The sequence below is a fragment of the Streptomyces sp. NPDC029296 genome, assembly GCF_055569255.1.
This window is the reverse complement of sequence record NZ_JBVHXT010000010.1, coordinates 87,793-107,375: the sequence shown is the minus strand read 5'-3', so window position 1 is coordinate 107,375 and position 19,583 is coordinate 87,793. Positions and strand designations below refer to the sequence as shown.

General features: G+C 74.1%; 20 protein-coding genes. 6 read left to right on the top strand and 14 right to left on the bottom strand.

The annotated features are described in order from the left end of the window. Nucleotides 1–186: 186 nt before the first annotated feature. The 3 genes from ACZ4W9_RS11375 to ACZ4W9_RS11365 all read right to left on the bottom strand — a co-directional run bounded on the left by ACZ4W9_RS11375 (nucleotide 187) and on the right by ACZ4W9_RS11365 (nucleotide 3,274). Nucleotides 187–1,341 (bottom strand): ROK family transcriptional regulator, encoded by a 1,155-nt coding sequence (locus ACZ4W9_RS11375; RefSeq protein ID WP_467934840.1) that lies wholly within the window; start codon nucleotides 1,339–1,341, stop codon nucleotides 187–189. Between the two features lie 95 nt (nucleotides 1,342–1,436). Then, nucleotides 1,437–2,093 (bottom strand): response regulator transcription factor, encoded by a 657-nt coding sequence (locus tag ACZ4W9_RS11370; RefSeq protein WP_467934838.1) that lies wholly within the window; start codon nucleotides 2,091–2,093, stop codon nucleotides 1,437–1,439. Nucleotides 2,094–2,119: 26 nt separating this feature from the next. Beyond that, nucleotides 2,120–3,274, bottom strand: coding sequence for a sensor histidine kinase (locus tag ACZ4W9_RS11365; protein ID WP_467934837.1), 1,155 nt, complete (start codon nucleotides 3,272–3,274; stop codon nucleotides 2,120–2,122). 107 nt (nucleotides 3,275–3,381) lie between these two features. On the opposite strand from ACZ4W9_RS11365, the gene ACZ4W9_RS11360 reads away from it, so the two are divergent. Genes ACZ4W9_RS11360 through ACZ4W9_RS11350 form a run of 3 tightly spaced genes read left to right on the top strand, consistent with a single transcriptional unit; the run spans nucleotide 3,382 to nucleotide 5,500 of the window. After that, entirely contained in the window at nucleotides 3,382–4,302 is a 921-nt protein-coding gene (locus ACZ4W9_RS11360) for an ATP-binding cassette domain-containing protein (RefSeq protein ID WP_467934836.1), read from the top strand. Nucleotides 4,303–4,304: 2 nt separating this feature from the next. Beyond that, on the top strand, nucleotides 4,305–5,015 hold the full coding sequence (locus tag ACZ4W9_RS11355; protein WP_467934834.1) for an ABC transporter permease: 711 nt from the start codon (nucleotides 4,305–4,307) through the stop codon (nucleotides 5,013–5,015). A gap of 41 nt (nucleotides 5,016–5,056) precedes the next feature. Next, entirely contained in the window at nucleotides 5,057–5,500 is a 444-nt protein-coding gene (locus ACZ4W9_RS11350) for a hypothetical protein (RefSeq protein WP_467934833.1), read from the top strand. An 81-nt stretch (nucleotides 5,501–5,581) separates the two neighbouring features. On the opposite strand, the gene ACZ4W9_RS11345 is transcribed toward ACZ4W9_RS11350, so the two are convergent. The 8 genes from ACZ4W9_RS11345 to ACZ4W9_RS11310 form a co-directional block, all read right to left on the bottom strand. Continuing rightward, nucleotides 5,582–6,967, bottom strand: coding sequence for a cellulase family glycosylhydrolase (locus tag ACZ4W9_RS11345; protein ID WP_467934832.1), 1,386 nt, complete (start codon nucleotides 6,965–6,967; stop codon nucleotides 5,582–5,584). Between the two features lie 202 nt (nucleotides 6,968–7,169). Then, nucleotides 7,170–7,664 carry a G/U mismatch-specific DNA glycosylase gene (gene mug / locus ACZ4W9_RS11340; RefSeq protein WP_467934830.1) on the bottom strand — a complete coding sequence of 165 codons (495 nt, stop codon included), beginning with the start codon at nucleotides 7,662–7,664 and terminating at the stop codon, nucleotides 7,170–7,172. A 71-nt stretch (nucleotides 7,665–7,735) separates the two neighbouring features. Beyond that, nucleotides 7,736–9,178 carry an adenylosuccinate lyase gene (purB, locus tag ACZ4W9_RS11335; RefSeq protein WP_467934829.1) on the bottom strand — a complete coding sequence of 481 codons (1,443 nt, stop codon included), beginning with the start codon at nucleotides 9,176–9,178 and terminating at the stop codon, nucleotides 7,736–7,738. A gap of 84 nt (nucleotides 9,179–9,262) precedes the next feature. After that, nucleotides 9,263–10,051, bottom strand: coding sequence for an SGNH/GDSL hydrolase family protein (locus tag ACZ4W9_RS11330; RefSeq protein ID WP_467934828.1), 789 nt, complete (start codon nucleotides 10,049–10,051; stop codon nucleotides 9,263–9,265). A 75-nt stretch (nucleotides 10,052–10,126) separates the two neighbouring features. Then, a complete protein-coding gene (locus ACZ4W9_RS11325; protein WP_467934826.1) occupies nucleotides 10,127–11,146 on the bottom strand; it encodes a hemolysin family protein in 1,020 nt (339 codons plus the stop codon). Beyond that, nucleotides 11,143–12,567 (bottom strand): hemolysin family protein, encoded by a 1,425-nt coding sequence (locus ACZ4W9_RS11320; RefSeq protein ID WP_467934825.1) that lies wholly within the window; start codon nucleotides 12,565–12,567, stop codon nucleotides 11,143–11,145. The genes ACZ4W9_RS11325 and ACZ4W9_RS11320 overlap by 4 nt, the downstream gene beginning before the upstream one ends. A 152-nt stretch (nucleotides 12,568–12,719) precedes the next feature. Beyond that, nucleotides 12,720–13,145 (bottom strand): GNAT family N-acetyltransferase, encoded by a 426-nt coding sequence (locus ACZ4W9_RS11315; RefSeq protein WP_467934824.1) that lies wholly within the window; start codon nucleotides 13,143–13,145, stop codon nucleotides 12,720–12,722. A 46-nt stretch (nucleotides 13,146–13,191) separates the two neighbouring features. Further along, complete coding sequence (locus tag ACZ4W9_RS11310) at nucleotides 13,192–14,079, bottom strand: LLM class F420-dependent oxidoreductase (RefSeq protein ID WP_467934822.1); 888 nt, start codon at nucleotides 14,077–14,079, stop codon at nucleotides 13,192–13,194. A gap of 164 nt (nucleotides 14,080–14,243) precedes the next feature. Here ACZ4W9_RS11310 and ACZ4W9_RS11305 point away from each other — a divergent pair, with 164 nt between their 5' ends. Next, nucleotides 14,244–14,486 carry a toxin-antitoxin system HicB family antitoxin gene (locus tag ACZ4W9_RS11305; protein WP_467934821.1) on the top strand — a complete coding sequence of 81 codons (243 nt, stop codon included), beginning with the start codon at nucleotides 14,244–14,246 and terminating at the stop codon, nucleotides 14,484–14,486. Between the two features lie 67 nt (nucleotides 14,487–14,553). Further along, the gene (locus ACZ4W9_RS11300) at nucleotides 14,554–14,928 is read left to right on the top strand and encodes a fic family toxin-antitoxin system, toxin component (protein ID WP_467934820.1); all 375 of its coding nucleotides are present in this window, start codon (nucleotides 14,554–14,556) and stop codon (nucleotides 14,926–14,928) included. 150 nt (nucleotides 14,929–15,078) lie between these two features. Here the strand turns inward: ACZ4W9_RS11300 and bioD are convergent, their stop codons facing one another. Genes bioD through bioB form a run of 3 tightly spaced genes read right to left on the bottom strand, consistent with a single transcriptional unit; the run spans nucleotide 15,079 to nucleotide 18,263 of the window. After that, entirely contained in the window at nucleotides 15,079–15,795 is a 717-nt protein-coding gene (gene bioD, locus ACZ4W9_RS11295) for a dethiobiotin synthase (protein WP_467934818.1), read from the bottom strand. A gap of 1 nt (nucleotide 15,796) precedes the next feature. Beyond that, nucleotides 15,797–17,077, bottom strand: coding sequence for an adenosylmethionine--8-amino-7-oxononanoate transaminase (locus ACZ4W9_RS11290; protein WP_467934817.1), 1,281 nt, complete (start codon nucleotides 17,075–17,077; stop codon nucleotides 15,797–15,799). Then, on the bottom strand, nucleotides 17,070–18,263 hold the full coding sequence (gene bioB, locus ACZ4W9_RS11285) for a biotin synthase BioB (protein ID WP_467934816.1): 1,194 nt from the start codon (nucleotides 18,261–18,263) through the stop codon (nucleotides 17,070–17,072). Before bioB ends, ACZ4W9_RS11290 begins: the two co-directional genes overlap by 8 nt. 146 nt (nucleotides 18,264–18,409) lie before the next feature. Here bioB and ACZ4W9_RS11280 point away from each other — a divergent pair, with 146 nt between their 5' ends. Beyond that, nucleotides 18,410–19,537, top strand: a complete 1,128-nt coding sequence (locus tag ACZ4W9_RS11280; RefSeq protein ID WP_467934814.1) for an 8-amino-7-oxononanoate synthase — start codon at nucleotides 18,410–18,412, stop codon at nucleotides 19,535–19,537. The last annotated feature ends 46 nt before the right edge of the window (nucleotides 19,538–19,583 follow it).

Sequence of the window (19,583 nt, the reverse complement as noted above, 5' to 3'; positions counted from 1 at the left end):
CCGTCGGCTCGCCACCGAGGTGGTACGGCACCCGGTCCGGGCCCTGGGCCATGGTCATGTCGAGCCGAGCCGTCCCGAGGCGGTGTCCGGGCGCGCGGCGCGGTCGGGTCCAGGCACGGCGTGCCGGCCCAGGCCGTTGTCACCGCCGCGACGGGCTGCCGGCCCGCGCGCACGCCACGGCCGGGCTCAGCGGCGCGTCACCGTGCCGTCCACGGCGAACAGCTCCTCCTCGACATGGTCCAGGGCCAGCCGCAGCGCCCCCGTGGCGACCGCCGCCTCGCCGAGCACCGACAGCGTCACCCGGGGCGGACGCAGGCAGTAGCGGGCCAGTTCGCGGCGCAGCGGCTCCAGGACGCCGTCCAGTCCGGACGCCCAGCCGCCGATCACGACCAGCTCCGGATCGAGCGCCAGCACCAGCGCCGCCACGTCGTGCACCAGCCGCTGGATGTACCGCTCCACGGCCGCCCGTGCCCGCAGATCACCGCCGCGCGCCAGCGCGAACACCTCGGCGACCGCCTGCTCGTCCAGCGGGTGCAACGGCTCGTCGGTGGTGGAGAGCAGCGCCTCCGGCGTCGCCTCCCGGCCCAGCAGATGCAGCGCGCCGATCTCCCCGGCCGCCCCGCCGTACCCCCGGTGCAGCCGCCCCCCGATCAGCGAACCGGCCCCGGGGCTCAGCCCGGCGAGCACGAACACCACGTCGTCCGTCTCCGCCGCCGCGCCCTTCCAGTGCTCGGCGAGCGCCGCCGCGTTGGCGTCGTTCTCCACCAGCACCGGACAGCGGAAGGACCGGCTCAGCCGCTCCCCGAGCCGCAGCCCCGTCCACTCGGGCAGGGCCGTGCCCAGCCGCACCGTGCCGTCCGCCTCCACGATGCCCGGCGTGCCCACGCCCACCGCGCGCAGCGAACCGCGCGCGACCCCGGCCCGGCGCAGCAGCTCGGCGACCGCGCCGCGCAGCCGGTCCAGCCGCTCGTCCGCCGGGGCCTTTTCGCCGACGTCCTTGGCCTGCGCGCCCAGCACCCGGCCGTCCAGGTCGGACAGGAGCGCGGCGACCCGGTGCGGCCCGATCTCCAGACCCAGCAGGTGCCCCGCCTCGGCCCGGAACCGGAACCGCCGCGCGGGCCGCCCCTGCCGGCGCGCACCGCCCTCGTCGGCCGCCGTCTCCACCACGAGACCGGCCTCGATCAGCCCCTCCACGACGCCCTCGACGGTCGGCCGGGACAGTCCGGTGACCCGGGTGACCTCGGTGAGCGTCGCGCAGTCCGTGGCGCGCAGCGCGTGCAGCACCACCGCGGAATTGATCCTTCGCAGCAGCGAGGGATCGCCGCCGGTCAGCTGCCCCACCGTCCGTCCTCCCAGCTCGCGGGCGTATTGGCCGGATCGTACTCGGCCGGGCGCACCCCGGCGAGTGCCGGGTTGCGCACGCGGCCCGGGCCGGCTCAGCCCGGCTCCACGAACCCCGACTCGTAGGCCGCGATCACGGCCTGGGTGCGGTCGCGCGCGCCCAGCTTGGCCAGGACGGCGCTCACGTGCGACTTCACCGTCTCGGCGCCCACCACCAGCCGCGCCGCGATCTCCGCGTTCGACAGCCCGCGCGCCATCAGCCGCAGCACCTCCCCCTCCCGCTCGGTCAGCCGGGCCCGCTCCAGCGCGGTCCGGGCCGGTGGGCCCCCGTCGCCGTACCGGGCGGCGAGCCGCCGTACGGAGGCCGGGAACAGGAGCGAGTCTCCGGCCGCCACCAGCCGCACCGCGTGCACGATCTCGGCCGGGCGGGCCCGCTTCAGCAGAAACCCGTCGGCGCCCGCGCGCAGCGCCTCGTACACGAACTCGTCGTCCTCGAAGGTGGTCACCACGAGGATCTTCGGCGGCTCGGGCACCGTGCGCAGCACCGCGCGCGTGGCCTCGATGCCGTCCATCAGCGGCATCCGGACGTCCATCGCGACCACGTCCGGCCGCAGCCGGCGTACCAGCGGGATGACAGCCGCGCCGTCGGCCGCCTCGCCCGCCACCTCGATGTCGGGCTGCGCCTCCAGCACGGCCCGCAGCCCCGCGCGGACCAGGGGTTCGTCGTCGACGAGCAGGACGGTGACCGGCATTCGGCCAGCCTAGATCACCCGGCAGATCACCCGAGCGGCAGCTCCGCCCGCACCCGCCAGTCGCCCTCCTGCGGGCCGGTGACGGCGCGGCCGCCGAGCAGCGCGGCCCGCTCCCGTATGCCGCGCAGGCCGCTGCCCCGGCCCGGGCCGGGCGGCGCGCCCGGCAGCGGATTGCGCACCTCCAGGCGGAGCGTCCCGCCGGCGACCCGGACCCGGACCCGCACCGGCACCGCGCCCGCGTGCCGCAGCACATTGGTGAGCGCCTCCTGGAGGATGCGGTAGCCCTCGCGGGACACCGGTCCCGGCACGGCCTCCACCGGACCCGTCACCTCCGCGTCGATCTTCGCGCCCGAGGCCCGCGCCGACTCCAGCAGCCGGCCGGCGTCCGCCAGCGTGGGCCGCGCGCCGACCGGCCGTTCGGCCTCCCGCAGCACGCCCAGCACCCGTTCCAGGTCCTCCAGCGCGGCCCGGCCGGTCTCCTCGATGGCATGCAGCGCCCGGTCGGTGAACTCCGGGTCGCCGGCCGCGCGCGCGGCACCGGCCTGCACCACCGCCAGCGTCAGGGCGTGCCCGATCGAGTCGTGCAACTCCCGCGCGATCCGGGTGCGTTCCAGCAGCTGCTCGGTGCGTTCCTCCAGCGCGGCCAGCCGTTCGGCCGCCGACGGGCCGAGCAGCCGGCGCGCGGCGGCCGTGATCAGCTCGCCGAGCCCGACGGTCACGCCGTAGAAGACGAGCAGCGGCAGCGGCGCCAGCAGGGCCCAGGCGCGGTGCGGCGGCAGCCGGTCCAGCAGCGGGACCCCGGCCGGGGCGTGACCCCACGCGCAGTGCGCCAGCTCGAAGGAGAGGATGGGCAGCCACACCGAGGCGAACACGGCCGCGCCGCCGAGCAGCATGCGCAGCTCCAGCCACAGCACCGTGCGCAGCCGGTCCCGCCAGTTCGCCGCCGGCGCCTTGGAGATGCCCGGGTCCGGTTCGCCGGGCGTGAGCATCAGCAGCGCCTGGATCCCTTCGCCGCGCCGCACCGCGGGCACCAGACCGAGCGGGACGAGGAACAGCGCGGGCAGCCACGGAGTCGTCGGGTCGACGAACAGCCAGACGCTGACCATCAGCATGGGCACCCACAGGTGCATGAGGCGCGTGTACGTCGTCGCGCGCAGCAGCGGGCGCAGGAGGCGGGACATGACGTCATCGTCGCAGCCGGCGGCGGCGGCGGACCTCCCCCGCACGGGGGAGACGGTCCCCGCCGGCGGGGGATGATCCGGTGGCCGGGCCGGACCAGGCTGGTGCCATGACCTGCATCGAAGTGCGCGACCTCACCAAGGAGTACGGCGGCCGGCGGGCCGTGGACGGCCTCACCTTCCGCGTCGGGCCCGGCCGGGTCACCGGCTTCCTCGGCCCCAACGGCGCCGGCAAGTCCACCACCTTCCGCCTGCTCCTCGGCCTCGACCGGCCCACCGCCGGCACCGCCGCCATCGGCGGCCAGGCCTACGCCCGGCTGCGGGAACCGCTGCGCCGGGTGGGCGCCCTGCTCGACGCGGGGGCCGCGCACGGCGCACGCACCGCCCGCGGCCATCTGCTGGCCCTCGCCGCGAGCAACCGCATACCGGCCCGCCGGGTCGACGAGGTCCTGGCGGAGACGGGCCTCGCCGCCGTGGCCCGGCGCCGGGTACGGACGTACTCCCTCGGCATGCGCCAGCGGCTCGGCATCGCCGCCGCCCTGCTCGGCGACCCCGGGGTCGTCCTGCTCGACGAGCCCGCCAACGGCCTCGACCCGGAGGGCATCGTGTGGATCCGCACCCTGCTGCGCCGGCTCGCCGCGGAGGGCCGTACGGTGCTGGTCTCCAGCCATCTCATGGCCGAGACGGCCGAGTTCGCCGATCACCTGCTGATCCTCGGCCGGGGCCGCCTGCTCGCCGACACACCGGTCAAGGACTTCATCCACGCGCGGGTACGGCCGCACGTCCGCGTCCGCACCAGCGACCCCGCAGCCCTCGCCGACCTGCTCGCCCGGCACGGCCACGACGCCTCCCGCGAGGAGGACGGGGCCTGGTCCGTACGGCACGCGCGGATGGACGACCTCGGCCGGCTGATGTCCGAGGCGGGCGTGCCCGTCCTGGAACTCGCCGCCCGGGAGGCCACCCTGGAGGAGGCCTACCTCGATCTGACCGCGGCCGAGGCCGAGTTCACCGCACCGCGCCAGGAGGCCTGACCATGTCCTTCGTCCCCGTCCTCCACGCCGAGTGGATCAAGATCCGCACGCTGCGCTCCCAGTGGGGCGCCCTCGCCGCGGTCCTCGCCGCCACCACCTCGTTCCCGGCGCTCGCCGCGGCCGACGCCGACGACGCGGACCCGCTGTTCTCGGTGTTCTTCGGTGTGAGCTTCGGGCAGATCGCCGCGATCGCCTTCGGTACGACGGCCGTCGCCGCGGAGTTCCGGGGCGGCGCGCTGCGGCTGACGCTGGCGGCGGTGCCCGGCCGGGGCCGCTGGTTCGCCGCGAAGGCGACGGCGATCGCCCTGCCGGCGCTGGCCGTCGGGCTGCTCACCGGGTTCCTCACACTCCTGGTGGGCCGGGCGGCCCTCGGCGCGTCCGCGCCCGGCTGGGCCGAGGGGGCGCGCGGCGCGGTCGGCTGCGGTGTCCACCTGACGCTGATGGCGCTGTTCGCCGCCGGACTCGCGGCCGTGCTGCGCAGTGGAGTCGCCACCCTCTCCGTGCTGATCCCGTTCCTGCTGATCGTGTCCTTCGTCATCGGCGACCTGTCCGGCTCGGTCGCCGACTTCCTGCCCGACCGGGCCGGTCAAGTGGCCCTGCACAGCACCTGGGACGGCGCCCTCGGCCCGTGGAGCGGACTGGCGGTGACCGCGCTGTGGACGGCGGCGGCCCTGGCGGCGGGTGCCTGGAGCGTGCGGTCGAGGGACGCCTGACGGAGGACCAGTTGTCAGTGGTGCCCGCTTTACTGGACCGCATGGACATCGCGGAGTGCCTGACCCTCATCGAGCTGCTGTGCGCCCGGGAGTTCCCGGCGGCGCCCGGCGGGACGGAGCACGGCGAGAGCGGGCCCGGCTATCACCTGGCCGCCTTACGGACCAGCGAGGAGTTCTGGGAGGGCGACGGCAGCGAACGGGAGGAGACGGCGGCGCAGTACGAGGCCGACCGGGACGGCCTCGCCGAACGGCTGGGCGAACGGTGGGGCGGCCCACGTCACTTCAGCCTGTACAGCGTGCTGGACCGGACCCTGGCGGGCGAGGAGATCCCCGAGCCCTGGGCCGGGCTCAGCGGGCACGTCCCGGACGTCCTGCTGTGGCGGGCGCCCGAGGCGGACCGCTGGGTCGCCCTCGGCGTCTCCCAGTGGGACAAGGAACTGCCCTTCCAGTTGCTCGGCATAGTGACGGCGACGGACCCGCCGTGAGACGGGTCCGCGCCGAGGAAGGCTTGGGAGCGCTCCCAATCGTGGTACGGAGCGCCGGTCCCGCCGGAGCCCCGTCGGGGGTCAGCTGGTGGGGAAGGAGTCGGCCGTGCTGATGCGGCTCTTGATCAGCGCCCCCGACTCGGTCAGCACACCGCTGCTGCTGTAATCGCTGCCGTTGCAGGTGCCGGGCTTGAGCGCCGCGCTGCTCTCGTCGGCGTCCGAGTAGGTCCAGTTCGCGTAGCTGATCTTCAGCTGGTCGAGCAGGTCCAGCCAGGCCGTGGTGCTGGTCCGGTCCATCGCCCCGCCACCGGTGGCGCTCACCGTGCCGAACTCGGTGACGAACAGCGGCAGCTTCGAGGCGGCCCGGCTCACCGTGGCGCGGTAGTTGTCCTTGTGGCTCGCGGCGTAGAAGTGGAAGGTGTACATGATGTTGGTGGCGTTGACCGGGTTGTTGACGACCTCGGTCTCGTTGGAGCCGTCCGAGACACCCAGCGAGGACCAGCCCCGGGTGCCGACGATGATCACGGCGTCCGGGTCGGCGGCCCGGATCACCGGGATGACCTGCTCGGCGTAGTTCTTGATGGCCGTCCAGCTCACGCCGTTGGGCTCGTTGGCGATCTCGTAGATCACGTTCTTCTTGGCGGCGTTGCGGGCGGCGACGGACGCGAAGAACGTCTTGGCGCGGTCCAGGTTGTAGTTGGGGTCACCCGGCGTGAGGGTGTGGAAGTCGATCAGGGCGTACATGCCCCGGGCCTCGGCCATGTCGACGAGGCCGTTCACCCGGCTGGTGAAGCCCGCCGGGTCGGTCTCGTAGCCGTTCTCCTGCACGTACATCGCGACGCGCAGCAGGTCCGACTTCCAGTCCTTCGCCAGCGCGTCCAGGGACGCGCTGCTGTAGCACTTGCTGAACCACTGGATGCCGTGCGTGCTCATGCCCCGCAGCTGGATGGGGCGGTTGTACTGGTTGCACAGGTTGACGCCGCAGACGTGCAGCTGCCCGTTGACGTCCACGGGCGTGCCGGTGCCCGGGTTGGGGCCGGGGTCGGTCGGGGTGTCCCCGACGGAGCCGGTGCAGGCGACGCCGTTGAGCGTGAACGCCGACGGCTTGGGGTTGGAGCCGGTGAAGGAGCCGACGAATCCCAGGTCGGTCGACGCGCCGGTGGCCAGGGTGCGGTTCCAGTCGATGCCGGCGGCGCTGAGCGTGGAACCGGACTGCGACCAGGTGGCGTTCCAGCCCTGGACGAACTTCTGCCCCGCGTCCGGCAGGGAGAACTTCAGCGTCCAGCCGGTGACGGGGTCGCCCAGGTTGGTGATCTTCACTCCGGCCTGGAAGCCGCCCTGCCACTGGCTGGTGACGGTGTAGTCGACCTTGCAACCGGTGGCGGCCGCCGCCGGCTGGGGGCCGGCTAGTGCCGTGAGACCCAGCGCCGTGGCGCAGGTCGCCAGCAGGGCCACAATGCGTTTCAAAGCGTTCCTCCTCGTGTGAAGCGGGAACAGCACGATGGGAGCGCTCCCAAAACCCATCGGCCCGAGACCGTACACGGTGCGTGGGTGTGCGTACAGACATGCGGCAGTGAACGATGGGGCGCACGGAGGGACCGCTGCTCAGAGGCGGTCGCGCACAAAAGGCACTACGCGGCCCTGCCCGGCCTTTCGGGCATCGGGCGGGTCAGCCGGCCGCGCCGGCCGCCGCGCGCAGCCGCCCGAACTCCTCGGCCATCGTGGCCGCGGTCCAGTGCGCGTTCAGACCGCTGGGGTTGGGCAGGACCCAGATCCGGGTGTCGCCGATGGTCCGCTCCTGCGGGCCCACCCGGGCGGCGCGGTCGCCGAAGGCCGTGCGGTAGGCGGTCACGCCGACGACGGCCAGCCAGCCGGGCCGCAGCCGCGTCACCTTCCCGGTCAGCAGCCGCCCGCCCTCGACGTACTCCGCGGTGGTCAGCTCGTCCGCCCGCGCGGTCGCCCGGGCCACGACGTTCGTGATGCCGAGCCCGTAGGCCGGCAGCTCCCACTGCTCGGCCGGCTTCAGCAGCCGGGGGGTGAAGCCGGACAGGTGCAGTACCGGCCAGAAGCGGTTGCCGGGGCGGGCGAAGTGGTGGCCGGTCGCGGCCGACATCAGCCCGGGGTTGATGCCGCAGAACAGCACGCGCAGGCCGTCCGCGACCACGTCCGGGACGAGGCGGTCGCGGGCGGCCTCCAGCTCCGCCCGGGTGAAACGCGGGGTGCGGGGCGCGGGAGTCAGAGGATCGCCCCGGGGGTGTAACCGGCCGCCTCGGGGCGCTGCTCGACGATCTTCTCGATGCGGGCGACGACCGTGCCGACCTGTGCGGCGGCGGCGCCGGTGAAGGACAGCTTGTCGGCCATCAGCGCGGCCAGCTGCTCCCGGTCGAGCGGCAGCCGCTCGTCGGCGGCGAGCTTGTCGAGCAGGTCGTTGCGCTCGGCGCCCCGCTCGCGCATCGCGAGCGCGGTGGCGACCGCGTTCTCCTTGATCGCCTCGTGCGCCACCTCCCGGCCGACACCGGAGCGCACCGCGCCCATCAGCACCTTGGTGGTCGCGAGGAACGGCAGGTAGCGGTCCAGCTCGCGGGCGATCACCGCGGGGAAGGCGCCGAACTCGTCGAGCACCGTCAGGAACGTCTCCAGCAGGCCGTCCAGGGCGAAGAAGGCGTCCGGCAGGGCCACCCGGCGCACCACCGAGCAGGACACGTCGCCCTCGTTCCACTGGTCGCCCGCCAGCTCGCCGGTCATCGAGGCGTAGCCGCGCAGGATCACCATCAGGCCGTTGACGCGCTCGCAGGAGCGGGTGTTCATCTTGTGCGGCATCGCCGAGGAGCCGACCTGGCCCGGCTTGAAGCCCTCGGTGACCAGCTCGTTGCCCGCCATCAGCCGGATCGTCTTGGCCAGCGACGACGGGGCCGCCGCGAGCTGCACCAGCGCGGTGACGACCTCGTAGTCCAGCGAGCGCGGGTAGACCTGGCCGACGGAGGTGAAGGCCTGCGAGAAGCCCAGGTGCCGCGCGATGCGGTCCTCCAGCTCGGCGAGCTTGGCGTCGTCCCCGCCCAGCAGGTCCAGCATGTCCTGCGCGGTGCCGACCGGGCCCTTGATGCCGCGCAGCGGGTAGCGGGCGAGGAGTTCCTCGACGCGGCCGTAGGCGACGAGCAGCTCGTCGGCGGCGGTCGCGAACCGCTTGCCGAGGGTGGTGGCCTGCGCGGCCACATTGTGCGAGCGGCCGGCCATGACCAGCTCGGCGTACTCGCCGGCCAGCCTGCCCAGGCGGGCCAGCACGGCCACCGTACGGTCGCGCATCAGCTCCAGCGACAGCCGGATCTGCAGCTGCTCGACGTTCTCCGTGAGGTCACGGGAGGTCATGCCCTTGTGCACGTGCTCGTGCCCGGCGAGGTCGTTGAACTCCTCGATCCGTGCCTTCACGTCGTGCCGGGTGACCTTCTCGCGCTCGGCGATCGAGGCCAGGTCGACGGTGTCGAGGACGCGTTCGTAGTCGGCGATCGCCTCGTCCGGCACCTCGATGCCGAGGTCCTTCTGGGCCCGCAGTACGGCGAGCCAGAGCCGGCGCTCCAGCCTCACCTTCTGCTCGGGCGACCAGAGCGTGGCGAGCTCGGCGGAGGCGTAGCGTCCGGCGAGGACGTTCGGGATGCGGGGCTTGGCGGGCGCTGAAGTCACGTGTCCAGAGTCTACTGGCGATTAGTGCAGGCCAGCGCCACGCCCCCGTTGGGCGGAAGCTACGAGACGTACGCCACTTTCCGGCTAGGCCCCGGCTTCGTAGGGCAGCAGTTCCGGGCGCTTGGGCGGGCGGCCGTCGCCGGAGGAGCGGCCGGTGAGCCGGCGGCCTATCCACGGCAGCAGGTGCTGCCGGGCGAAACGCGCGTCGGCGATCCGGCGGGCCGTCCAGCCCGGCGGGAGGGTCGCCGCCATCGGCACGTGCCACTCGGTGTCCTCCGGCTCGTACCCGAGCGTCTGCCACACCGCCTCGGCGACCCGGCGGTGCCCCTCGGCCGTCAGGTGCAGCCGGTCCACGTCCCACAGCCGGGGATCCGCCAGCGCGGGCGCCCCGTACAGGTCGACGACCACGGCGCCGTGCTGGGCGGCCAGCTCGTCCACGCAGGCGAACAACTGCTCCATGCGCGGCCGGAACCGCTCCAGCACCGGGCCCTGGCGGCCGGGGCTGCGCATCAGCACCAGCTGCCGGCAGGAGGGCGCCAGCCGCTCCACGGCCTCGGTGAGCAGGTCCCGGACCCGGACCATGTCGCACTTGGGGCGCAGGGTGTCGTTGAGCCCGCCGACGAGCGTGACGACGTCGGCGTTCATGGCCGCCGCCACCTCCACCTGCTCGTCGACGATCTGCCGGATCAGCTTCCCGCGGACGGCGAGGTTGGCGTACCGGAACCCGGGGGTGCGGGCGGCCATCCGGGTGGCGAGGACGTCCGCCCAGCCCCGGTAGGAGCCGTCGGGCAACAGGTCCGACATGCCCTCGGTGAAGGAGTCGCCGACCGCGACGAGGCTGGTGAACGGGGGAGGGGCGGGATTCGTCTGCATGGCGACAGCGATGGTAACCCGGCGCCATACCCGTCGGTCGGTCGCCCCGGAACCCGGGGCGCGCGGCCCTCGGCCTCACCCCGGCGCGGGCTGGCCGAACAGCTCCCGCAACACGTCCTCCATGGTCACCAGGCCCGCCAGCCGTCCGTCGTCGCCGAGCACGGCGGCGAGGTGGGTGCGGCTGCCGCGCATCGCGGTGAGCACGTCGTCCAGCGGGGTGGCCTCCTTCACTCGCGCGATGGACCGCATGTCCCGCAGCCGGAACGGCATGTCCCGGGGCGAGGCGTCCAGCGCGTCCTTGACGTGCAGGTAGCCCACGATCCGGCGGCCGGTGTCGACCACCGGGAAACGGGAGAAGCCCGACTCGGCGGACAGCCGCTCCAACTGCTCCGGGGTGATGCCCACCCGTGCGTAGACCACCCGGCGCAGGGGCACGACCACGTCCCGCACCGGCCGGCTGCCCAGCTCCAGGGCGTCGTGCAGGCGCTCCTGCGCCCGGTCGTCGATCAGGCCCGCCTGGCTGGCGTCCTTGACGATCTCGGCGAGTTCGGTGTCCGTGAACGTCGCCGACACCTCGTCCTTGGCCTCCACCCGCAGCAGCCTCAGCAGCCCGTTGGCGAACGCGTTGATCGCGAAGATCACCGGGCGCAGCGCCCGGGACAGCGCGACCAGCGGCGGGCCGAGCAGCAGCGCGCTGCGCACCGGCTCCGCCAGCGCGATGTTCTTGGGGACCATCTCGCCGAGCAGCATGTGCAGATACGTGGCCAGGGCCAGCGCGATCACGAAGGAGACCGCGTGCCCCGCGCTCACGGGCACGCCCACCGCGTGGAACACCGGCTCCAGCAGATGCGCGATCGCCGGTTCGGCGACCACACCGAGCACCAGCGTGCACAGCGTGATGCCGAGCTGGGCGGCGGCCAGCAGCGCGGAAACGTGCTCCAGACCCCACAGCACGCTGCGGGCCCGGCGGTCGCCCTCCTGGGCCAGCGGCTCGATCTGGGAGCGGCGCACCGAGATCAGGGCGAACTCGGCGCCCACGAAGAAGGCGTTGACGACCAGGGTCGACAGACCGATCAGCAGCTGTACGGCGGTCATCGCGTGCCCTCCCTCGTCCGACGGGTTCCGTCGGCCCCGTGGCCGCGCCCCGTCCGGTCCCGTCGCCTGCCGCCGGCGCCCCGTCCGGTCCCGTCGGACGGATCACTCCGTTCGTCGTCCAGGGGCGCGTGCAGCAGCAGCCGGGCGGCCCGGCGGCCGGCGGCGTCCACGACGTCCAGGCGCCAGCCGGCCACCTCGACGCTGTCGCCGGCGGCGGGTATCCGGCCCAGCTCGGTGGCGACCAGGCCGGCCAGTGTCTCGTACGGCCCCTCGGGCGCGCGCAGCCCCACGCGCGCGAGCTGGTCGGTGCGGGCGGCGCCGTCCGCCGCGTACAGGGCGCGGCCCCGCTCGTCGGCGCCGGCCGGGGCGAGGTCGGGCGTCTCGTGCGGGTCGTGCTCGTCCCGCACCTCGCCGACGACCTCCTCCACGATGTCCTCCAGGGTGGCGACGCCCGCGGTGCCGCCGTACTCGTCGATGACGACGGCCATGGTGCGCCGGCCGCCGAGCCGGTCCAGCAGCCGGTCCACGGTCAGCGACTCGGGCACCAGCAGCGGTTCGCGCATGATCTGCGCGACCGTGCGGTGGCGCCGCTGGTCGGCGGGGACGGCCAGCACGTCCTTGATGTGGGCGGTGCCCACGACGGAGTCCAGGCTGCCGCGGTAGACCGGGAACCGGGACAGCCCGGTGGCCCGGGTGGCGTTGGCGACGTCCTCGCAGGTGGCCTGCATGTCCAGGGCGACGACCTGGACGCGCGGGGTCATCACGTTCTCCGCCGTGAGGTCGGCCAGGTTCAGGGTGCGGACGAACAGCTCCGCGGTGTCCGGCTCCAGCGCGCCCTCCTTGGCGGAGTGCCGGGCGAGCGCGGCCAGCTCCTGCGGACCGCGCGCGGAGGCCAGCTCCTCGGCCGGTTCGACGCCGAGGCGGCGCACGAAGTGGTTGGCCGTGTTGTTCAGGTGGGTGATGAAGGGCCGGAAGGCCGCGCTGAACCAGCGCTGGGCGTTGCCCACCCGCTTGGCCATGGCCAGCGGCGAGGAGATCGCCCAGTTCTTCGGCACCAGCTCGCCGACGACCATCAGGAAGACCGTCGACAGGGCCGTGCCCAGCACCAGCGCGACCGAGGTGGCGGCCGACCGGGACAGCCCCAGCCCCGTGAAGGGGCCGGAGAGCAGCGTGGCGATCGAGGGCTCGGCGAGCATGCCGACCACCAGGTTGGTGACGGTGATGCCGAGCTGGGCGCCGGAGAGCTGGAACGTCAGGTTCCGTACGGCCTTCAGGGCGCCGGGGGCGCCGCGCTCGCCGCGGGCGGCGGCCCGTTCCAGCTCGCCGCGTTCCACCGTGGTCAGCGAGAACTCGGCGGCGACGAAGGCGCCGCAGGCCAGCGACAGCAGGATCGCCAGCAGGAGGAGGAGCACTTCGGTCATCGGGTCACCCCCGTCCCAGGATCGGACAGGGCAGGGGAGTGCGCGCGGTGTCGCGGACTGGGAGGCTCGCCCATGGGCGGACGCTCACAACCTTTCATAGAGGGCCGAGTGCTCCCTCCAGAGTAAAGGATGAGCAAAAACGCCTCGCGGTCTCACTCCGCGAGCGGCTTGACCCAGCGCCGCCAGTGCTCCTCGGGCCCGTACCCGGCCGCGCCCCAGGCGTGGTGCGCGGTCTCGTTGCGGACCAGCACCATCGCGTCCGCGCGCCGCCCGCCGAGCCGTACGAACCGCTCCTCGGCGGCGGCCAGCAGCGCCGAGCCGATGCCCTGCCGCCGTCGCTCCGGGTGCACCGCGAGCCGGTACAGGTGGCAGCGCCAGCCGTCGAAGCCGGCGATCACCGTGCCCACCAGCTCGCCGCCCCGCTCGGCCAGAAGGAGCGCCCCGGGGTCCCGGGCCACCAGCCGCTCCACCCCGGCCCGGTCGTCACTGATGCTCGTGCCCTCGGCCGCTGTCCTCCAGAAGGCGAGGACGGAGTCGAGGTCGGCGGGTACGGCGGCACGTATGCGCAGGTTGGTCATGCCCTCATCATGATCGGGAACGCCCCCGCGGCCCAGGGGGTTTCCGTCAGGCGGACTCCTCGCGCAGCCGCGCCATCACCGGCGCGAACGCCTCCATGAACGGCTCCAGCACGGTCAGGTAGGTGAACCCGTACCGCTCGCGCTGCGCCCGTACCTTCGCCACCACGTCCTCGAGCGGACCGGCCAGCACGATGGGCAGGGCGACCGCCTGCTCCGCGGTGAGCCCGCTCTGCCGCTCCAGCAGCGGTTTCAGCACCGGCTCGGGGTCGTCGGCGACGGCCACCAGCTGGATCAGCAGGTTCAGCTCGGCGGGCGTCGCCCGGTGCTCCGCCAGCGCGCGGTAGCGGGCCACCCGCTCGTCCAGTTCCCCGGCGGTGAGCGGGTCCAGCGTGCCGGGCGTCCTGCCCGGCCGGGCCCCGGTGAAGGCCGCGATGTCCGCGTGCTCGGCGGTCAGCCGCAGCATCCGGTCGCCGTTGGCGCCGATCAGCACCGGCACCCGGGACTGCGTGGGCCGCGGCCGGTGGTCGTCCGAGCCGAGCAGCCGGTCCAGCTCCCCGACCGTGCGCTCCAGGTGGTCCACCCGCTCGCGCGGCGAGCCGTACGGCAGCCCGGCCGCCTCGTGCTCCGCCTGCGTGTACCCGGTGCCGAGGCCCAGCTCGAGCCGGCCGCCGGTCAGCGCGTCCGTGGTCGCCACCTCGCGGGCCAGCAGCGCAGGGTTCCAGAAGCCCGCGTTCAGCACGAACGTGCCGACCCGCGGCCGCTCCGTGGCCTGTGCCGCCGCGACCAGCGCGGGGAACGGCGCGGGCAGCCCGAGGTGGTCCGGAACGAGGATCACGTCGTACCCCAGCTCCTCCGCGCGCCGGCACTTGGCACGCCACTCGGCGGCGGGCGCCGGGTCCAGCAGATTGACTCCGAAGCGGAACGGACGCGACATGAACTCTCCCCGATTCGATGGCGACTTGAGCCGCATCGATTCCATCATGTCCGCCCCGGCGCGATCATGTGTGGATGATCACCGCCGGTGACGGCGCACGGGATCCGGACCCGCGCCACCGTGCGCCCTTGCCGCCGCTAGCACCCCGGCGCTAGCGTCGAGGCATGGCGAAGACCCAGCTGAACGTGCGCGTGGACGAGGGCACCGCCCGCGTGGCCCGCGAGCGCGCCCTGGCCCGCGGCATGAGCGTCAACCGCTACATAGAAGAGCTGGTCAGACAGGACGCCGGGGAAACAGGGCGCACGTTCGTGGAGGCCGCCGCCGACTTCATGAAGCAGTACGCGTCCGTGTTCGCCGAGGAGTCCGCCGAGGCGCACGGCACCGGACCGGGGGAAGGCCGCCGCTGATCCCCCGCCCCCGCACGGCCCTTTCCGGAAGCCGATCCGCCGAAGCCGACGCCCTGAAGCAGATTCCTTGAACGATCTCCGTATCGACCTCGCCTGGCTGCTCATGCTCGCCGAACAGAAGACCCCGGGGGACCCGCAGGTCACCGACTGGGGCGCCCTGGTCGCCGCCGTGGCCCGGCACCAGGCCGAGATATTCGGCGTCCCCGTCTACGCCGACCCGTACGCCCGCGCCGCCTCCCTGCTCCAGCTGCTCCTCCACGTCCCCGCCCTGGAGCGCGCCAACGCCCTGTTCGCCTCCGCCGTCGCCTACGCCTATCTGGTCGCCAGCGGCGAGAAGATCGCCACCACCCCCGAGCAGGTCCGCGACCTCGCCCGGCTGGTCAAGGACGGCGCGGCGGGCGTCGACGACATCGCGCGCGAGCTGCGCCGCTGGAGCGGCTGACCAGCGCCGTCCCGGCCCCCTCGGGCCGCCGGGCGACGCCCGGCACGCGGAAGGGGAACGGCGGCGCCGCCCGCCCGGACGGGGACCGCGGGGCGGGCGGCGGCGCCGTACGTCAGCGCGCGAGCACGGGTACCGTGCCGGCCACGCCGGCTACGCGGCCTCCCGGGCGCGGAACGCCTCCGCGTCCCAGGTCCCGTCCAGCCGGGGGGCCAGCCAGGCGGGCGCGGTGGTACGGAACGCGGCGGGCGGCAGCGCCCCCGCACCGGCGGGCAGCGCGCCGAGCAGCGGGGCGCCGGCCACCTCCGGCAGATCGGCCACGTTGCAGCGGGTGGCCAGGTCCGGGTCGCCCGGCCAGCTGCCGATCACCACACCGGCCAACTCCAGCTCCCGGCGCCGCAGTTCGCGCGCCGTCAGTTCGGTGCTGTTGAGCGTGCCGAGCCCGGCCCGCGCGACGAGCAGCACCGGCGCGCCCAGCAGCCGGGCGGCGTCGGCCAGCGTGCCGCCGTCCGCGTCGAACCGGACGAGCAGCCCGCCCGCCCCCTCGACCAGCACCAGATCGTGCTCGGCGGCCAGCTTGGCGGCCCGCTCGGCCACCTCCCGCGGACGCACCGGCGCCATACCGGCCCGCCGGGCCGCCGTGTTCGGCGCCAGCGGCTCCGGGAAACGGGCCACCTCGTCCGCCGTGACCGGTCCCGCGAGCCACGCGACCTCGTCCGCGTCCCCGCGCTCCTCCGGCCGCACCCCCGTCTGGGCGGCCTTGAGCACGGCCACCGACCGCCCGGCCGCGAGCGCCGAGGCGGCGACGGCGGCGGTGGTGACCGTCTTGCCGACCTCCGTGTCCGTGCCCGTGATCACCAGTACCCGCATGTCATCCCTCCCGCGCCGCGGCGCACACCGCGCGCGCGATCCGTGCCACGTCCTCGTCCGAGGTGACGTAGGGCGGCATCGTGTAGACCAGGTCACGGAACGGGCGCAGCCACACGCCCGCCCGTACCGCCGCGTCCGTCGCGGCCCGCATGTCGACCGGGTGGTCGAGCTGGACGACCCCGATGGCGCCGAGGACACGGACGTCGCGCACCCCGGGAAGGTCCCGCGCCGGGGCCAGCCCCTCGCGCAGGCCCGCCTCGATCCGCTTGACCTCGCCCAGCCAGTCCTGGCCCAGCAGCAGTTCCACGGAGGCGCAGGCCACGGCCGCCGCCAGCGGGTTGCCCATGAACGTCGGGCCGTGCGCGAGCACCGGCACCTCGCCCCGCGAGATGCCGTCGGCCACCCGAGCGGAGCACAAGGTGGCCGCCAGCGTCAGATAACCACCGGTCAGCGCCTTGCCCACGCACATCACATCGGGGGCGACGGCCGCGTGGTCCGCCGCGAACAGCGCGCCGGTGCGGCCGAAACCGGTGGCGATCTCGTCGAACACCAGCAGCACGTCGTGCGCGTCGCACGCCTCCCGCAGCACCCGCAGGTACCCGGGGGAGTGGAAGCGCATCCCGCCCGCGCCCTGCACCACCGGCTCCACGATCACCGCGGCCAGCTCGTCCGCGTGCCGGGCGATCAGCTCCCGCAGGTGCTCCGCGTACGACTCCTCGTACCCGGCGGGCGGCGGGTCCGCGAACACCTGGCGCGGCAGCACGCCGGTCCACAGCTCGTGCATCCCGCCCTCGGGGTCGCACACCGACATCGGCTGCCAGGTGTCACCGTGGTAGCCGCCCCGCCAGGTCAGCAGCCGCCGCTTGGCCGGCCGGCCCAGCGAACGCCAGTACTGCAGGCACATCTTCACCGCGACCTCGACCGACACCGACCCCGAGTCGGCCAGGAAGACGTGCTCCAGGCCCTCCGGTGACAGGTCGACCAGGAGTTTCGCGAGCCGGACGGCGGGCTCGTGCGTGAGCCCGCCGAACATCACGTGGCTCATCCGGCCCAGCTGCTCGCGCGCGGCCTCGTTCAGGACCGGGTGGTTGTAGCCGTGGATGGCCGACCACCACGACGACATGCCGTCGACCAGCTCGCCGGAACCGCCCGCCAGCCGCAGCCGGACCCCGCTCGCCGCCTCCACGACGAGCGGGTCCACCCGGCCGGGCATCGGGCCGTACGGATGCCACACGTGCCGCCGGTCCAGCTCCAGCAGCTCGGCGACGCCCGGATCAGGCATTGGGCGCGAGGTCCGTGCCGGCACCCCTGCGGCGGACGGCGACGAGGTCGGTGCGGGGCTCGGCGGTGGCCGGCACGCTCGCCGTACCGCACACCCCGCCACCCTCGTGCGACCCGCAACCCGTGCCCGCGTGGGAGCCGCAGCCGGCCTCCGCGTGCGAGCCGCACCCGTGCGCGGCCCCGGCCCGGTGCTCCGGCAGCGTCACCTCCCCGGCGCCCTCCACCTCGAAACCGGCGTCCGCGATCATGTCCAGGTCGGCCTTGCCGGCCTGGCCCTCGCTGGTCAGGTAGTCGCCGAGGAAGATGGAGTTGGCCAGGTGCAGCGCCAGCGGCTGCATGCTGCGCAGATGCACCTCGCGGCCGCCCGCGATGCGGACCTCCGCGTCCGGGCAGACGAACCGGACCATCGCCAGGATCCGCAGGCAGCGCTGCGGGGTGAGGTTCCACTCCTTGGCCAGCGGAGTGCCCTCGAACGGGATCAGGAAGTTCACCGGCACCGAGTCCGGGTCCAGCTCGCGCAGCGAGAACACCACGTCCACCAGGTCCTCGTCGCTCTCGCCCATGCCGGCGATGAGACCCGAGCAGGCGGACAGACCGGCCGCGTGCGCCTTGCGCACCGTGTCCACCCGGTCGGCGTAGGTGTGGGTGGTGGTGATGTCCCCGTACGTGGACTCCGAGGTGTTGAGGTTGTGGTTGTAGGCGTCCGCGCCCGCCGCCCGCAGCCGCTCGGCCTGGCCGTCGGAGAGCAGGCCGAGGCAGGCGCACACCTCGACGTCCTCGTTCTGCTCCTTGATCGCCTTGATGGTCTCCGAGACCCGGTCCACGTCCCGGTCCGTCGGACCGCGCCCGCTGGCCACCAGGCACACCCGCTTGGCGCCGCCCGCGAGGCCCGCGGCGGCGGCCTGGGAGGCCTCGTCGGGCTTGAGCCAGGTGTACTTCAGGATGTCGGCCTTGGAGCCCAGCCGCTGGGAGCAGTACGAGCAGTCCTCGGGGCACAGGCCCGACTTGAGGTTCACCAGATAGTTGAGTTTCACCCGCCGCCCGAACCAGTGCCGGCGCACCTTTCCGGCCGCGGCCACCACGTCGAGCAGGTCGTCATCGGAGGTGGCCAGCACGGCGAGCGCTTCCTCGCGCGTCGGCATCTCGCGCCGAAGCCCCTTGTCCACCAGCGTGTTCAGCAGGTCCATGAGCCACGATCCTGTCCTACGGGACCGCTCCCGGCCAAGGAGACTTGGCACAACGAAGACGGTTCATCGTGTGGGTATCGCCACACCCTGGGCGGCTGACCGTGCCGCTAGGGTCTGTTCGATACCTACAAAAGCACGGAGGAGCCATGGCGTTCGGCTGGATCGACGAGCAGGCCGAGGCGCGCCGCCGCGCCGGACTCGTGCGCACCCTGCGCCCGCGCCCCGCCGACTCGCCGCTGCTGGACCTGGCGAGCAACGACTACCTGGGGCTGTCCCGCCACCCCGAGGTCACCGAGGGGGCCGCCGAGGCCGCCCGGCGCTGGGGCGGCGGCTCCACCGGCTCCCGGCTGGTCACCGGCAGCACCGAGCTGCACGCCGAGCTGGAGCGCGCCCTGGCCGCGTTCTGCGGGTTCGAGGCGGCCCTCGTGTTCTCCTCCGGATATGCCGCGAACCTGGCCGCGGTCACCGCGCTCGGCCCGCACGGCTCGCTGATCGTCTCCGACGCGGGCAACCACGCCTCCCTCATCGACGGCTGCCGGCTCGCCCGGGGCGAGACCCAGGTCGTCGGGCACGCCGATCCCGAGGCCGTGCGCAAGGCCCTGGGCACGCGCGGGGGCGCGGCGATCGTCGTCTCCGACACGGTGTTCTCGGTCGACGGGGACCGGGCGCCGCTGGCCGGACTGGCCGCCGCCTGCCGGGAGCACGGCGCGGGGCTGGTCGTCGACGACGCCCACGGCCTCGGTGTGCTGGGCGACGGCGGCCGGGGCGCGCCGTACGCGGCCGGGCTCGCGGGCGCCGGCGACGTGGTGGCCACGGCCACCCTGTCCAAGTCGCTCGGCAGCCAGGGCGGCGTGGTGCTGGGCCCGGAGCGGGTGATCGCCCATCTGGTCAACGCGGCCCGGACGTTCATCTTCGACACGGGTCTGGCGCCGGCGGCGGCCGGCGCCGCGCTGGCGGCGCTGCGGCTGCTGGAACGCGAGCCCGGACGCGCGGCGCGGGCCCGCGAGGTGGCCGCGGAACTGCACGCACGGCTGACCGCCGCGGGTCTGGAGGCGGTACGTCCGGACGCCGCGGTGGTCTCCGTGCGGGCTCCGTCCCCGGAGCGGGCGGTGCGCTGGGCGGCCGACTGCCGCTCGGCGGGTCTGGCCGTGGGCTGTTTCCGTCCTCCCTCCGTGCCCGACGGCATCTCACGGCTGAGGCTGACCGCCCGCGCGGACCTCTCCGGGGCCGAGATCGAACGTGCTGTACGCGTCATCGGCGAAACGCGGCCATGAGTCGGCGTGACACGGCCGTGTACCGCCCGAAGACGATGGAATATTG